Annotated in this window: 10 protein-coding genes; 5 read left to right on the top strand and 5 right to left on the bottom strand. The window is 54.5% G+C overall.

From position 1 onward, the window contains the following. Window positions 1–201: 201 nt before the first annotated feature. On the top strand, window positions 202–3,687 hold the full coding sequence (gene smc, locus Q9J80_RS05735; RefSeq protein ID WP_304671375.1) for a chromosome segregation protein SMC: 3,486 nt from the start codon (window positions 202–204) through the stop codon (window positions 3,685–3,687). A 317-nt stretch (window positions 3,688–4,004) separates the two neighbouring features. Here smc and adhP read toward each other — a convergent pair whose 3' ends face one another. Then, on the bottom strand, window positions 4,005–5,051 hold the full coding sequence (adhP, locus tag Q9J80_RS05730; protein WP_199904180.1) for an alcohol dehydrogenase AdhP: 1,047 nt from the start codon (window positions 5,049–5,051) through the stop codon (window positions 4,005–4,007). A 282-nt stretch (window positions 5,052–5,333) separates the two neighbouring features. Further along, window positions 5,334–5,723, bottom strand: coding sequence for a type IV pilin protein (locus Q9J80_RS05725; protein WP_301673441.1), 390 nt, complete (start codon window positions 5,721–5,723; stop codon window positions 5,334–5,336). A gap of 225 nt (window positions 5,724–5,948) precedes the next feature. On the opposite strand from Q9J80_RS05725, the gene Q9J80_RS05720 reads away from it, so the two are divergent. Both Q9J80_RS05720 and Q9J80_RS05715 read left to right on the top strand, forming a co-directional pair. Then, window positions 5,949–7,127, top strand: coding sequence for a MacA family efflux pump subunit (locus Q9J80_RS05720; protein WP_301673737.1), 1,179 nt, complete (start codon window positions 5,949–5,951; stop codon window positions 7,125–7,127). A gap of 65 nt (window positions 7,128–7,192) precedes the next feature. Beyond that, window positions 7,193–9,127: a MacB family efflux pump subunit gene (locus Q9J80_RS05715; RefSeq protein ID WP_304672744.1), complete on the top strand. Its 1,935-nt coding sequence runs from the start codon at window positions 7,193–7,195 to the stop codon at window positions 9,125–9,127. 100 nt (window positions 9,128–9,227) lie between these two features. On the opposite strand, the gene Q9J80_RS05710 is transcribed toward Q9J80_RS05715, so the two are convergent. Next, the gene (locus Q9J80_RS05710; protein WP_107818840.1) at window positions 9,228–10,019 is read right to left on the bottom strand and encodes a DsbC family protein; all 792 of its coding nucleotides are present in this window, start codon (window positions 10,017–10,019) and stop codon (window positions 9,228–9,230) included. A gap of 254 nt (window positions 10,020–10,273) precedes the next feature. On the opposite strand from Q9J80_RS05710, the gene Q9J80_RS05705 reads away from it, so the two are divergent. Beyond that, window positions 10,274–10,942 carry a hypothetical protein gene (locus Q9J80_RS05705; protein WP_301673443.1) on the top strand — a complete coding sequence of 223 codons (669 nt, stop codon included), beginning with the start codon at window positions 10,274–10,276 and terminating at the stop codon, window positions 10,940–10,942. Window positions 10,943–10,982: 40 nt separating this feature from the next. Beyond that, complete coding sequence (locus Q9J80_RS05700) at window positions 10,983–13,151, top strand: primosomal protein N' (RefSeq protein ID WP_304671354.1); 2,169 nt, start codon at window positions 10,983–10,985, stop codon at window positions 13,149–13,151. A 46-nt stretch (window positions 13,152–13,197) separates the two neighbouring features. Here the strand turns inward: Q9J80_RS05700 and Q9J80_RS05695 are convergent, their stop codons facing one another. Both Q9J80_RS05695 and Q9J80_RS05690 read right to left on the bottom strand, forming a co-directional pair. Beyond that, window positions 13,198–14,295 carry an NnrS family protein gene (locus tag Q9J80_RS05695; protein WP_304672742.1) on the bottom strand — a complete coding sequence of 366 codons (1,098 nt, stop codon included), beginning with the start codon at window positions 14,293–14,295 and terminating at the stop codon, window positions 13,198–13,200. Window positions 14,296–14,590: 295 nt separating this feature from the next. Then, window positions 14,591–15,205 (bottom strand): CadD family cadmium resistance transporter, encoded by a 615-nt coding sequence (locus tag Q9J80_RS05690; protein WP_304671374.1) that lies wholly within the window; start codon window positions 15,203–15,205, stop codon window positions 14,591–14,593. Window positions 15,206–15,259 lie beyond the last annotated feature (54 nt).

Below are 15,259 nucleotides of genomic sequence, written 5' to 3'. Positions count from 1 at the left end.
CGGCGGCGGGGCAATACGGCAAATGCCGCGCCAAGCATCGGGCATTGGCGGAACTGGGGTTCGAGCGCGTTAAAAATGCCGTCTGAAGGCTTCAGACGGCATCGCGGGGGCGGGATGCGGTAAGGTTTTGCCGGAAAGATATGGGGTGTGGCGGCGAGATTTCCGTTAAAATACGCTTCTTTTTTATTTTTCCCGACCATTATGCGCCTGACCCACATCAAACTCTCCGGCTTCAAATCTTTTACCGACCCGACCACGATTCATGTGCCGGGGCAGCTTGTTGCGGTTATCGGGCCGAACGGCTGCGGCAAGTCGAATGTGATTGACGCGGTGCGCTGGGTGTTGGGCGAGGCTTCGGCGAAGCAGCTTCGCGGCGAGAGTATGCAGGACGTGATTTTTAACGGTGCGGCGACGCGCCGTCCTGCGCCGAGGGCTTCGGTGGAGCTGGTGTTTGACAACAGCGACCACGGTTTGCAGGGGGCGTGGGGACAGTATGCCGAGGTGAGCATCAAGCGGCAGCTGACGCGTCAGGGCGAATCGACTTATTTCATCAACAATCAGACCGTGCGCCGCCGTGACATTACTGATTTGTTTCTGGGTACGGGCGTGGGCGCGCGCGGTTATGCCGTTATCGAACAGGGGATGATTTCGCGCATCATCGAAGCGCGGCCGGAGGAGTTGCGCGCCTATATTGAGGAGGCGGCGGGCGTGTCCAAATATAAGGAACGCCGCAAGGAGACGGAAGGCCGTCTGAAAGACACGCGCGAGCATTTGCAGCGTTTGGGCGATTTGCAGAACGAATTGGCGCGTCAGGTGGAAAAGCTGGAGAAACAGGCGGAAACTGCCGAACGCTACAAATTCCTGACTGCGCAGTTGAACCGCCAGCAGGATTTGCTCGATTACGCCCAATGGCAGCAATCGCTTGCCGCCGCCGACAAGGCGACCGCGCAGCATCAGTCTTTGCAGGCGCAGCAGGATGAAACCGCCGCGCAGGTTCAGGCGTTAAATGACGAAGTACACGCCTTGCAGACCGCCGAACAGTCGCAGCAGCAGGCAGTACACGAATTGGGCAACAAACGCGGCGTGTTGCGCGAGCAGATTGCCCGTTTGGAAGAACAAATCCGCCACCGGCAAAACCTGCATCAACGCATCGAACGCGACAAGCAGGCAGCGCAGGCGCAGATGCAACGCATTCATCAAGAGCAGCAGCAAATCCGCGTGCAGCTTGAAGAAAACGAGTTGCAGGCCGAAGAAAAGCAAACCGAGCTGGCAGAGTGGGCGATGCAGGTTGCTGAACACGAAGAGCGTCTGCCCGAATTGGAAGAAGCCCAAGCCACGCTCAACGCCGCCTTCCAAACCCAGCAGGACGAGGCAAACCGCATCCGCCGCGAACTGGCGTTGAAGCAGCAGCAGCTTGCCCATGCCGAACAAACCGTTGCCAAGCACGAAGAGCGCAAAGGTCGTCTGAAACAGGAAAACCAAGCCCTGAACCTGCCTGACGAAGCCGAAACCGCCGCCGCGCAGGAAGCAGCTGCCTTGTTGCAAAGCCAGCAAGAGCATTACGAAGAACAAATCATTGCCGCCGAAGAAGCCTTACACACCGCCCGCGAGGCGTTTCAGACGGCCTCAAACCGCTTCCAAAGCCTGAAGCAGCAACACATTACCTTGCAGGCGCAGCAGCAGGCGTTGTCGCAAATCCTGTCGCAACAGCAGGAAGCCGCCGACTTCTGGCAGGCAACCGACCACGCCGCCGCGCCGCAACTGTGGCAACGCATCACCGCCCCCGCCGAGTGGCAGCACGCCTTGTCCGTCATCCTGGCCGAACGCCTGCACGCCCGCGCCGTATCGAACGGCTTCGTTCCCCCCGTGCCGTTGCCGCAGGGGCAGGCAGCATGGCTTTCAGACGACCTCTCCGGCGGCATCAAAAAATCGCTGCCCGTACAGGCATTGCTGAACCAAATCCAAGCGCAGCCGCCGTTTCAGACGGCATTGCACCACTGGCTCGACGGCGTATTGTGCGCGCCCGATTTGAGCTACGCCCTCGCGCATCAAAGCGATTTGGGCGCACACCAAATCTGGCTCACGCCCGAAGGTCATCAGGTCGATAAAGTCAGCGTCCTACTCTATGCCAAGCCCGCGCAGGAAAGCCTGATTGCCCAAAAAGCGCGCCTTGACGGCATTGCGTCCAAACTGGAAAACCTCGCCCCCGAACTCTCCGCCGCCGAAGCCGCGTTCAAACAGGCGGAGGTTGCCGCGCGCTCGTCCGAAGTGCAACATAAAAACCTGATGCAGCAGCAACAGCAGCACACGCGCCAATACAGCCAGGCGCAGCAACGCGCCGCCGAACTCTTGGCGCGCACCAACCAAGGACAAATCCGCCGCGAACACATCGAGCGCGAACTGGCGCAGTTGGCGGAAGAACAGACCGTGTTGCAACACACGTCCGATGGGCTTTCAGACGACATCGCCACTTTGCAGGAAGCCGCCGCCGAACTCGAACACCAGCAGCAAACCACCGCACACAGCCGCCAAGAGCAGCAAGGCCGTCTGAAACAGGCGCAGCTTGCCCTGTTGGAAGCCAACCGCCAATACGGGCTTGCCGAAGTCGCCGTCCACAAACTCAACCAGCAAAAACAAAACTACCGGCAGCAAATCGCCCGGCTCGAACAGCAAACCCTCGATTGGCAGGAACGCCAGCAAGAGCTTGCCCTTGCCTATGAAACCGAGTTCCAAAACGACGAGCAGCACATCAAGCTCGACGAATTGACCGAAGCCGTGCACACGCTGGACGAAGAATACATCGCCGCGCAGGAAAAACTCGCGCAGATTCAGGAGCAGGGCAGGGAGCAATACACCCGCGTACAAACCCTGCAAACCAAGCTGCCGCAGCTTCAGGCAGCCACCCAAACCGCCCTGTTGCAGCAGCAGGAAGCCTTGATTAACGCCAAACGCTACCATCAAAACCTGACCGAACGTGCCGCCGATTTGGACGCGCTCGAAGCCTTGGCGAAAGAATCGCCAAAAGTATTGAACAGCAGCATAGGCATCCTCTCGCAACAAATCGAAGCCCTCGGCGCCGTCAACCTCGCCGCCCTGCAAGAACTCGAAGAAGCGCGCGAACGCGACGGCTACTACCGCAGCCAAAGCGAAGACGTGCAGGCCGCCATCGCACTTTTGGAAGAAGCCATCGCCCAAATCGACGACAAAACCAAAGCGCGGTTCAAAGAAACCTTCGACGCCGTCAACGGCAAAGTCCAAACCTTCTTCCCGACCCTGTTCGGCGGCGGCGAAGCCACCCTCAAAATGATAGGCGACGACCTACTGACCGCCGGTGTGTCCATCATGGCGCGCCCGCCTGGCAAGAAAAACAGCACCATCCACCTTCTCTCCGGCGGCGAAAAAGCCCTCACCGCCATGAGTCTCGTGTTCGCCCTGTTCAGCCTCAACCCCGCTCCGTTCTGCCTTTTGGACGAAGTCGACGCCCCGCTGGACGACGCCAACACCTCGCGTTTCTGCAAGCTGGTCAAAGAAATGTCGGCGCAAACCCAGTTTCTCTACATCTCCCACAACCGCCTGACCATGGAAATGGCAGAGCAGCTCGTCGGCGTAACCATGCAGGAAAAAGGCGTATCACGCGTTGTTGCTGTGGACATCAAACAGGCGTTGGAAATGGCGGAAGCCGTTTGAACGGGTTGCAGAACGGCTGAATCTTGCCGTTTTTAATGACGTGTTGCGATACGGGTTTTCAGACGGTATAGTGAATTAAATTTAAACCGGTACAGCGTTGGCTCGCCTTAGCTCAAAGAGAACGATTCTCTAAGGTGCTGAAGCACCAAGTGAATCGGTTTCGTACTATTTGTACTGTCTGCGGCTCGCCGCCTTGTCCTGATTTTTGTTAATTTACTATATTTCAAACAGAACAGATTAAAATCAAATCCAAATCCATAAAAAATGCCGTCTGAACAGCGTTCAGACGGCATTTCGATGTGTACTGCCACGTCAAATCAGTGGTGATGACCGCAGCCGCATTCTTTTTTCATATCGATCACCATACGGCCGGTGATTTTGCCTTCGCGCATTTCTTGGAAAATGGCGGGTGCTTCATCCAAAGCACGCAGTTGGACTTTCGGAACAACCAAACCTTCCGCGCCGAATTGGAAGGCTTCTTCCAAATCTTTGCGCGTGCCGACCAAAGAGCCGACCACTTCGATGCCGTCCAAAACCAAACGCGGGATGGACAAATCCATCGATTCCGGCGGCAGCCCGACGGCAACCACACGTCCGCCCGCGCGGACGCAATCCACGGCAGAGTTGAATGCGGCAGCAGATACGGCGGTTACGACCGCAGCGTGTGCGCCGCCGGTTTTTTCCTGAATCACTTTGGCAGCGTCTTCTTTGGCGGCGTTGACAACCAAATCCGCGCCGGTTTCTTTGGCAAACGCCAGTTTTTCATCGTTGATGTCGATGGCGACAACGTGCGCGCCGAATACTTTTTTCGCGTATTGGACACCCAAGTTGCCCAAACCGCCCGCGCCGTAGATGGCAATCCACTGTCCCGGACGCACGCCGGACACTTTCACGGCTTTGTAACAGGTAACGCCGGCGCAAGTGATGCTGGACGCTTGGGCGGGGTCGAGACCGTCGGGGACTTTGACCGCATAATCCGCATTGACGATGCAGTGGGTCGCCATACCGCCGTCGGCGGTGTAGCCCGCGTTCAATACGGAACGGCACAGGGTTTCGCGACCGGTATTGCAGTATTCGCACGAGCCGCAGCTTTGGAACAGCCAGGCGATGCTGACGCGGTCGCCGACTTTCAGATTTTTCACACCGTCGGCAACTTCTTTAACCAAACCGATGCCCTCGTGTCCCAACACGCGGCCCGGTTTTTCGCCGTAGTCGCCTGCCGCAACGTGCAGGTCGGTGTGGCACACGCCGCAATATTCGACTTCGACCAATGCCTCGCCGTATTCCAACGGGCGAACCTCGCGTTCGATTACTTCCACATCGCCCGCTACATTTTTATTCACAACAACTGCCTGCATTTTCATGATTGCGCTCCTTAGTTACGGTAAAAAACCTGTAAACGGAATGTTGTCCGATATAAGGGTAAGCATACGCTTCCGCATCTTGCGGGTCAAACGGTATGTTGTTGAAAAATATGGGTTATATGTTATATTATAACAGTTAGGGAGGCGCGGCATCGTGGCGGTTGCCGGATGCGGGGCGGCAGGTTTCAAGTTTGAAAAAAACGGATGGGCAAACCCGTAAAAATGCCGTCTGAAGCTGTGTCCGGACGGCATTTTTACGGGTTTGGGGACTTCGGCGGAGGATCAGTCGAAGTCCGGGCAGTCCTGCCCGCTGCCGGCGGCGGAAAGTGTGCCGCCGTCGTTGAGCGTAACGATGCAGGTTTCGCCTTCGTTGGTCGCCGGATTGGGGGCGGCCTGAAGGGTAAAGTGGTCGGGGCTGACTTTGCTTAAGGTAATGTCGAAATATTTGTTTTGTTTCAGTTTGGTTTTGTTGTAGTTGTCAAACGTCCCTTTTTGGCGGTAGTAACGCTCCAAGTTTTGCGCGTTCATCAGCAGGGTGGATTTGACTTCCGACAGGCGGATGCGGCGGGTGTAGGTTTTATAGGAAGGGTAGGCGATGAGCGTCAGGATGCTGAGGATGGCGACGGCAATCAGCAGCTCGGTCAGCGTGAAGCCTTTTTGAACGTTTTTCATAGCAATGTGTTTCCATTTGGTTGTTTGTGGGCGGCATTATAACGCCGTATCGGAAATGGCGGAATATGTAAACGGATTGAAATTTTCGGGAAAGCAGATAGTATAAGCCATTTAAAACAAATGGTTATTTTTATTGTCGGCGGTTTGCCGCCTTGGATGGGGCAGGGACTTGCGGTAGAATCCGCTTCCGGTTTATGGGATTGGCGCATACAGAGAATTGAAAATATGGCAAAAATGATGAAATGGGCGGCTGTTGCGGCAGTCGCGGCAGCAGCGGTTTGGGGCGGATGGTCTTATCTGAAGCCCGAGCCGCAGGCTTCTTATATTACGGAAACGGTCAGGCGCGGCGACATCAGCCGGACGGTTTCTGCAACAGGTGAGATTTCGCCGTCGAATCTGGTATCGGTCGGCGCGCAGGCTTCGGGGCAGATTAAGAAGCTTTATGTCAAACTCGGGCAACAGGTCAAAAAGGGCGATTTGATTGCGGAAATCAATTCGACCACGCAGACCAATACGCTCAATACGGAAAAATCCAAATTGGAAACGTATCAGGCGAAGCTGGTGTCGGCACAGATTGCATTGGGCAGCGCGGAGAAGAAATACAAACGCCAGGCGGCGTTGTGGAAAGATGATGCAACCTCTAAAGAAGATTTGGAAAGCGCGCAGGATGCGCTTGCCGCCGCCAAAGCCAATGTTGCCGAGCTGAAGGCTCTAATCAGACAGAGCAAAATTTCCATCAATACCGCCGAGTCGGAATTGGGCTACACGCGCATTACCGCAACGATGGACGGCACGGTGGTGGCGATTCCCGTGGAAGAAGGGCAAACCGTGAACGCGGCGCAGTCTACGCCGACGATTGTCCAATTGGCGAATCTGGATATGATGTTGAACAAAATGCAGATTGCCGAGGGCGATATTACCAAGGTGAAGGCGGGGCAGGATATTTCGTTTACGATTTTGTCCGAACCGGATACGCCGATTAAGGCGAAGCTCGACAGCGTCGACCCCGGGCTGACCACGATGTCGTCGGGCGGCTACAACAGCAGTACGGATACGGCTTCCAATGCGGTCTATTATTATGCCCGTTCGTTTGTGCCGAATCCGGACGGCAAACTCGCCACGGGGATGACGACGCAGAATACGATTGAAATCGACGGTGTGAAAAATGTGCTGCTTATTCCGTCGCTGACGGTGAAAAATCGCGGCGGCAAGGCGTTTGTGCGCGTGTTGGGTGCAGACGGCAAAGCAGTGGAACGCGAAATCCGAACCGGTATGAAAGACAGTATGAATATCGAAGTGAAAAGCGGTTTGAAAGAGGGGGACAAAGTGGTCATCTCCGAAATGACCGCCGCCGAGCAACAGGAAAGCAGCGAACGCGCCCTAGGCGGCCCGCCGCGCCGATAAACGAATATGCCGTCTGAACACGGAAACGGTTTCAGACGGCATTTGTTATTGATTTACGGAATATTATGAGCTTGATCGAATGTAAAAACATCAACCGCTATTTCGGCAGCGGCGAGAACCGCGTCCATATTTTGAAAGACATCAGCCTGTCGATAGAGAAGGGCGATTTTGTCGCCATCATCGGGCAGTCCGGTTCGGGCAAGTCCACGCTGATGAACATACTCGGTTGTTTGGATACCGCCGGTTCCGGTTCGTACCGAATCGACGGCATCGAAACTGCCAAAATGCAGCCTGACGAACTGGCGGCATTGCGCCGCGAACGCTTCGGTTTCATCTTCCAACGCTACAACCTCTTAAGCTCGCTGACCGCAAGGGACAACGTCGCGCTGCCAGCCGTGTATATGGGTATGGGCGGCAAAGAGCGTTCCGCGCGGGCGGACAAACTCTTGCAGGATTTGGGTTTGGCAAGCAAAGAGGGCAACAAGCCCGGCGAACTCTCGGGCGGACAGCAGCAGCGCGTCTCCATCGCCCGCGCCCTGATGAACGGCGGCGAAATCATTTTCGCCGACGAGCCGACCGGCGCACTCGATACTGCCAGCGGCAAAAACGTGATGGAAATCATCCGCAGGCTGCACGAAGCTGGGCATACCGTCATTATGGTAACGCACGACCCCGGCATCGCTGCCAACGCCAACCGCGTCATCGAAATCCGGGACGGCGAAATCATTTCCGACACCTCGAAAAATCCCGAAATCCCCACAAGCAAGGTCGGGAGGATTCAGGAAAAAGCCTCGTGGTCGTTTTATTACGACCAGTTTGTCGAAGCCTTCAGAATGTCGGTGCAAGCAGTATTGGCGCACAAAATGCGTTCGCTGCTGACGATGCTGGGCATCATTATCGGTATCGCTTCGGTTGTCTCCGTCGTTGCATTGGGAAACGGTTCGCAGAAAAAAATCCTTGAAGACATCAGTTCGATGGGGACGAACACCATCAGCATCTTCCCCGGGCGCGGCTTCGGCGACAGGCGCAGCGGCAAAATCAAAACCCTGACCATAGACGACGCAAAAATCATCGCCAAACAAAGCTACGTTGCTTCCGCCACGCCGATGACTTCGAGCGGCGGCACGCTGACCTACCGCAACACCGACCTGACCGCCTCGCTTTACGGCGTGGGCGAACAATATTTCGACGTGCGCGGGCTGAAGCTGGAAACGGGGCGGCTGTTTGATGAGAACGATGTGAAAGAAGACGCGCAAGTCGTCGTCATCGACCAAAATGTCAAAGACAAACTCTTTGCGGATTCGGATCCGTTGGGTAAAACCATTTTGTTCAGGAAACGCCCCTTGACCGTCATCGGCGTGATGAAAAAAGACGAAAACGCTTTCGGAAATTCCGATGTGCTGATGCTTTGGTCGCCCTATACGACGGTGATGCATCAAATTACCGGAGAGAGCCATACCAATTCCATTACCGTGAAAATCAAAGACAATGCCAATACCCAGGTTGCCGAAAAAGGGTTGACCGAGCTGCTCAAAGCGCGGCACGGCACGGAAGATTTCTTTATGAACAACAGCGACAGCATCAGGCAGATGGTCGAAAGCACCACCGGTACGATGAAGCTGCTGATTTCTTCTATCGCCCTGATTTCATTGGTAGTCGGCGGCATCGGCGTGATGAACATTATGCTGGTGTCCGTTACCGAGCGCACCAAAGAAATCGGCATACGGATGGCAATCGGCGCGCGGCGTGGCAATATTTTGCAGCAGTTTTTGATTGAAGCAGTGTTAATCTGCATCATCGGAGGCTTGGTCGGCGTAGGTTTGTCCGCCGCCGTCAGCCTCGTGTTCAATCATTTTGTAACCGACTTCCCGATGGACATTTCCGCCATGTCCGTCATCGGCGCGGTCGCCTGTTCGACCGGAATCGGCATCGCGTTCGGCTTTATGCCCGCCAATAAAGCAGCCAAACTCAATCCGATAGACGCATTGGCGCAGGATTGAGGTTGGCACAAAGATGCCGTCTGAAGCTGCCGGGCAGGCTTCAGACGGCATTTGAAAAAGGCTTGGAACACGGTTCCAAGCCTTTTGTTTTGCGGATGGATTATTGATTTTTGCGGATGATTTCCTCCAGTTGGGGCATCGGGCTGTAGCCGCTTTGGGTGCGCCCGTTGGGGAAGACGAGGGTCGGTGTGCCGTTGAATCCGAACTGTTCGCCCAAGGAAGTGGTTTCCGCGACGGGGTTGTCGCAGATGCTGCCGCCGGCCGGGAATTTGCCTTTACGCATCCATTCCGTCCACGCTTTGGCGCGGTCGTGCTGGCACCATAAGATTTGCGCTTTGCGTGCGGCATCGGGGTGCAGGCCGGCAATGGGCATCATAAAGCTGTAAACCGTCACGTCGGTCATTTTTTCAAACTCGTGTTCCAAGCGTTTGCAGAACGGACAATCCGGGTCGGAGAAGACGGCGACTTTCAGCTTGCCGTTGCCGCGTACTTCTTTGATGGCTTTGTCCAAAGGCAGGGAGGCGAAGTCGATTTTGTTCAAATCTGCCATACGCTGTTCGGTGAGGTTTTTCCGGTTGTTGATGTCAAGAAGTTCGCCGGAAAATAGATAATCGGCGTTTGCATCGGTGTAGATAATCTGCCTTCCGCTGATGACGACTTCGTAAATGCCTCTGACCGGTGTTTCGCTGACGCTGATGACTTTCAGGTCTTGGGATTCGTAAATTTTTTCGAGGCGTGCTTTCAAGGCTTCGCCGACTTTTCCTTGTACGGGGGCGGCGGACTCGGCTTTGACGGCGGGTTCGGCGTTGGCGTTGGAAACGGGCGTTTGCCCGCACGCCAGCAGCGGGAGGACGGTAAAGGGGGTTAAGATTTTGATTAACTTGGTTTTCATATAAAGATGATTGCGCGTGTTGGAAAAGAGGGCATTGTATCAAACCTCTGTTGCGCCTGCATTGCGCCGAGGCTCAATTTATCGTCTGAAAATAGCTTCCGGCTGTTAAAATACGCAAAAAATGATTTGCCTGCCTGTATGATCTACCACCGCATCGCCGTAAACAGATGGCTGAGCGGACTTTAGTGCCGCTTGAGGTCGTCTGAAAGATTTGCTGCGGGCAACTGAAAGATTTTACCGACACTTTGAGAAAAATGATGAACCAACAAGAATACGCTGAATATCTGTTTAAGCTGCTGGGCGAAGAGCCGCAGGCAGCAGATAAATATAATGGCTGGGAAGATTATTTCTACGGTTTGTTTCAAGGTTTTATGCCCGACGGAGAAGGCGTGGCTGCGGTGTTTGAACCTTTGGAAAAGGGACAGGAATTGCTGGCGCGCATTATGCCTGTGTATCAAAACACTGCCGAACACCACCAAGAAATCCTCGACGGCGGCTATATTCCCGGCTATTTCTGCCCGCCTGTGCAAGATGAGGCAGAAGTGAGAGAGACGGGTGAGCGTTTGTTGGAAGGGTTGCGCGAATTTGCCCGCTTTGTTGAAGACGAAGAGCTGATTGCAGCCTTGGCAGCGATTAAACAGATACGTTTGGGCGAGCCTGCGGAAGAGTTTGACGATACTCGGGACTTGTTGGGAGAGGTATTTGGCGAATGGCAGATGGGCAATACAGATGACAACAGCCCCGAACAAGTGTTGGCAGAAGCCTATTATTCCGTAAGTTGTGATTATTACCTGTCCGCCTATCTGCAATATCCGCTTTACCGCAACAAGCCTGACAGCGATTTTCTCCGTCCTTATTTCGATTTGTGGAAACAGGGTTACGGCTTTACTTTAGGTAAAGACTGTTTGTATTTGTGCAAATAGCTTCCGTTTTTCAGACGGGCCCAAACATTTTTTACACACCATGATCTACCACCGTATCGCCGTAAACGTGCCGCTTTCAGACGGCCTTTTGACTTATTCCCATTCCGAGCCGTTGCCGCAGGGAACGCGGGTGCTTGTGCCTTTCCGCAATAAAACCGTGGTCGGGATTGTGTGGGAAACGGATATTGCGCCGGATATGGATGCGGCGCGGATTTTGAGTGTTCAGACGGCCTTTTCGGATGAACCGCCGTTGCCTCAAAGCTGGCGTGATTTGTTGGCGTTTACGTCGCGTTATTACCACTATCCGACGGGGCAGGCGGTGTTTGCCGCACTGCCGCAGGGTTTGAAGGAAACGCGCGCGGTGGAAATGCCGCAGCCGCCGTTGTTTTACGCGCTGAACGAAGCGGGCAGGGCGCAAACGCCGCCGCCGGCGCGGTTCAATAAAAAAGCGGCTTTGTGGGACGCGCTGCTGTCGGACGGGATGACGATGGCGGCGTTGAAGCAGGTGAACGCGCAGGCGGCGAAATTAATTGAGGATTGGGCGGAACAGGGTTGGATTGAAACGACGGAAGCGGAGAAGCCTATCTTAAGGCCGTCTGAATTTCAGCTCAACGCCAACCAGCAACAAGCTTCCGATGAAATTCAGACGGCCTTCGGCAGCTTTCAGCCGTTTCTGCTGTACGGCATTACCGGCAGCGGCAAGACCGAGGTGTATTTCGATGCGATGGCGAAAGTGTTGGCGCAGGGGCGGCAAGTGTTGTTTTTGTTGCCTGAAATCAACCTCACGCCGCAGCTTTTGAAACGGGTGGAAAACCGTTTTGCCGACGTACCGACCGCCGTGTTGCACAGCCAGATGGCGGCAGGCAAGCGCACGCAGGATTATTTGCGCGCGATGTTGGGGCAGGCGAAATTGGTCATCGGTACGCGGCTGGCGGTGTTCACGCCGATGGATGATGTCGGGCTGATTGTGGTTGATGAGGAACACGACGGCTCGTTCAAACAAGACAACGAATTGCGCTACCACGCCCGCGATTTGGCGGTGTGGCGGGCGAAGCAGAGCGGCTGCCCCGTCGTGTTGGGCAGCGCGACCCCGAGTTTGGAAAGCTGGCACAAGGCGCAAAGCGGCGCGTACCGCCTGCTGCAACTGACCGAACGCGCCCATACCGCCGCGCAACTGCCTCAAGTGGACATCCTCAACGTAGGCCGTCTGAAACTCGACAACGGCTTCTCACCGCAAGCCTTGCAGCTTTTGAAACAGAATTTTGAAGCGGGCGGCATGTCGCTGGTGTACCTCAACCGGCGCGGCTTCGCGCCCGCGCTGTTTTGCGGCGACTGCGGCCATACCTTCGGCTGCCCGAACTGCTCCGCCAAAATGGTGCTGCACCAACGCGCCCGCCAATTGCGCTGCCACCACTGCGACCACCGCGAACCCGTCCCGTTCAAATGCCCCGACTGTGGCAATCAAGACCTGACCGCCGTCGGACACGGCACGCAGCGCGTCGAAGAAACCCTGCGCGCCTTCCTGCCCAAGGCTGCCGTCGTCCGCGTCGACAGGGACAGCACGGCGCACAAAAACGACTGGGCGGATTTGTACCGCCGCATTGCCGACAACGAAATCGACATTCTGGTCGGCACGCAGATGCTCGCCAAAGGCCATGATTTCGCGCGGCTCAACCTCGTTATCGTGTTGAACGCCGACGGCAGCCTGTACAGCGCGGACTTTCGCGCGCCGGAAAGGCTGTTTGCCGAGCTGATGCAAGTGTCAGGCAGGGCTGGGCGCGCCGACAAGCCCGGCAAGGTGCTGATACAGACCCAGCTGCCCGAACATCCCGTCTTCGCCGCCGTCAAAGCGCAGGACTACGCCGTGTTTGCCGAAAACGAATTGAACGAGCGGCAAATGTTCGCCATGCCGCCCTTCGGTTTTCAGACGGCCGTCCGCGCGGACGCGCCGCGTGTTGCCGATGCGATGGAATTTCTCAACGCCGCCAAAGAAACCCTCGCCCCGCTTTTGCCCGAAAGCGTTTCACAGTTCGGCGCCGCCCCGATGCTGATGGTGCGCCTCGCCGAACGCGAACGCGCGCAAATCTTCCTCGAATCAACATCCCGACAGGATTTGCACCGCGCCGTGAGTTTGTGGGTGCAGGTGTTGCAGCAAAACAGGGACGGCAAAATCCGATGGTCGGTGGATGTCGATCCGCAGGAGGCTTGATTATTGGCAATCTGATGCCGTCTGAAAACCGTTTCAGACGGCATTTTTATTCTGGGTCGCCCGTAAACGCATTCGCCCGAAAGATCGGTACGAACGTAAAGAGATAAAGCACAAACACGGCGACGGTCAGAATCGCGGGGACGGTGATGAAGAATATCGGGTTCACGTTCATTAAAACAGCGCGCGAAACGGCGGCGGCGAAAAGGATGGGGACGGCAATGCGGCAGAGTTTCGGGTAGTCGAGCTTGGTAAAGCCGCTGTGCCACAGTCCGGCAGTCAGCCACACCATCATCACGCCGCCCATTATGCCGCCGAGGGTAATCAGGTGCAGGGGCGCGGAGGCGGGCAGGTTTTGCAGTTTCGCCGCGCCTGTCCACAAATAGCCTGCGGCGGCAAAGAGTTGGAGCAGGTAATAAGTGCGGACGTAGTGTTTGCGCAGGAGTTCGTGATGATGCAGTTCGCGCAGCTTAGCGAGCAGGATGAAGCCGACGGCAAGCGCGGTAAAACCGGCGGTCTGCGCGGGCAACCAAAGTTCGGCGGCGGCGTGCAGCAGCAGGAAGGTGATGGCGATGTTTTTATAGACGACGTTAGGGATGAATACGGGGTCTTTCAGACGGCATTCTTTGAGAGCTTCTGCACCCAGCAAAACACTCACGCGTATGGAAACAAACATCACCGCCGCCATATTCAGATGTACTTGTGCACGCAACAGGTTCAAATCGCCGCTGACGGCATAGGCCGTCTGAAAAACTGTGAACGCGGCAAGCAGCATCAGCAGGGCGAAGTTGTCGGTGTTGCGGGCCAGCCAAATCAACCAAGCGCAGAACAGCAATAAAACCAGCCAATAAGCCGCTACAAAGAATGCGGCAAGTTGCGGTAAAAACGGCAATAAAACAGCCGCAACAAGCAACAACACCGCCATCAAAGTAGCGGCAGGTTTCAGGTTGCCCGAAAAACCCGTCCAGTCCAACAAAGCCGCAGTCAAAAAACCTCCGTATGCCGCCGGCAGCATAAGTTCCAAGAAAATTTGGCGGTGCAGGACAACGGCGGCAGGGCTGATGAAAAACACCAACGCGCCGAGTACGGCAAGCACCGCCGCGCCGACGAAAAACGGCCGCATGGGGTGGGTAAAAAATTTATTCATGGCTTGGCTTGATTCTGTATGAAGATGCTTTCGGGTATGGATTTATTGGGCGGACAGGACTGTATCTTTTGTTGAAGAGGCAAGCCTGCGGTTTGCTTGCCCTCTCCCTAACCCTCTCCCACGGGGAGAGGGAATCGGGCTGTCGAGCCCGAACATTTTCAGGTTTACCTTCCATCTGATTCCCAATCCTGCACCCTCTGATTTTCAGCAACCTGCTCCCCTCTCCCTGTGGGAGAGAGTTAGGGAGAGGGCAACGAACCGCAAGGTTCGTCAGATACTCAAATGCCCGTATCATTCATATTATTGATATTATTGTTCGAATTGTATTATTTTCAATAATAATAAATAACCCTAAACCAATATAAATAACAGCCATTATCCAACGACTAAACTTCTCTACGAGTTCACCAACACCTGAAATATTAGCCAATCTTTGTGCTGTATATACTAAAACAAAAATCAATATTAAAAATACAAGAAGAGTAACTAATAAGTCGACAAGATCTAAAGTCACAAAGTAAGGAACAAAAAGTCCAATATTATCTGCACCACAACTAGCAACTGTAACCAAAGCAACAATACCGACTAATTTTGACAACCCTTTTTCATCCAATTCTTTTTTAGCTCTTTTTTCGCCCTCACAATCGTCGTAAATAGCAACTTTAATACCTAAGTAAATCGGTATTAAACCTAATAAACCCAACACCCATTTTTCCGGAACATAATTCAAAACAAAAGCTAGAAATAAACTAACTAATATTAAAATTACAGAACCTAAATATTGTCCGATATAAATATCTCGATATTCTTTTCTAGTATTTGCTCTAGCAAAAAATATTAATAGTATTACCAACAAATCTACTGCTGTAGCAATATATAAAACAGCAGCAGTAATCACAGTCGAAAACATAAAGCACCTCATAATGAATCCCCTGCCCCCTTGGCACCACGGCTTTTTCAAAAA

It is taken from the genome of Neisseria blantyrii, assembly GCF_962747855.1.
Lineage (GTDB): Bacteria > Pseudomonadota > Gammaproteobacteria > Burkholderiales > Neisseriaceae > Neisseria > Neisseria viridiae.
Note: the sequence above shows the minus strand (reverse complement) of the source record. Positions and strands in the feature narration are given on the sequence as shown.

Excerpts from the sequence above, each read along its gene's own strand:
- smc (WP_304671375.1), top strand. The coding sequence starts at position 202 with ATGCGCCTGACCCACATCAAACTCTCCGGCTTCAAATCTTTTACCGAC.
- adhP (WP_199904180.1), bottom strand. The coding sequence starts at position 5,051 with ATGAAAATGCAGGCAGTTGTTGTGAATAAAAATGTAGCGGGCGATGTG.
- Q9J80_RS05725 (WP_301673441.1), bottom strand. The coding sequence starts at position 5,723 with ATGAAAAACGTTCAAAAAGGCTTCACGCTGACCGAGCTGCTGATTGCC.
- Q9J80_RS05720 (WP_301673737.1), top strand. The coding sequence starts at position 5,949 with ATGGCAAAAATGATGAAATGGGCGGCTGTTGCGGCAGTCGCGGCAGCA.
- Q9J80_RS05715 (WP_304672744.1), top strand. The coding sequence starts at position 7,193 with ATGAGCTTGATCGAATGTAAAAACATCAACCGCTATTTCGGCAGCGGC.
- Q9J80_RS05710 (WP_107818840.1), bottom strand. The coding sequence starts at position 10,019 with ATGAAAACCAAGTTAATCAAAATCTTAACCCCCTTTACCGTCCTCCCG.
- Q9J80_RS05705 (WP_301673443.1), top strand. The coding sequence starts at position 10,274 with ATGATGAACCAACAAGAATACGCTGAATATCTGTTTAAGCTGCTGGGC.
- Q9J80_RS05700 (WP_304671354.1), top strand. The coding sequence starts at position 10,983 with ATGATCTACCACCGTATCGCCGTAAACGTGCCGCTTTCAGACGGCCTT.
- Q9J80_RS05695 (WP_304672742.1), bottom strand. The coding sequence starts at position 14,295 with ATGAATAAATTTTTTACCCACCCCATGCGGCCGTTTTTCGTCGGCGCG.
- Q9J80_RS05690 (WP_304671374.1), bottom strand. The coding sequence starts at position 15,205 with ATGTTTTCGACTGTGATTACTGCTGCTGTTTTATATATTGCTACAGCA.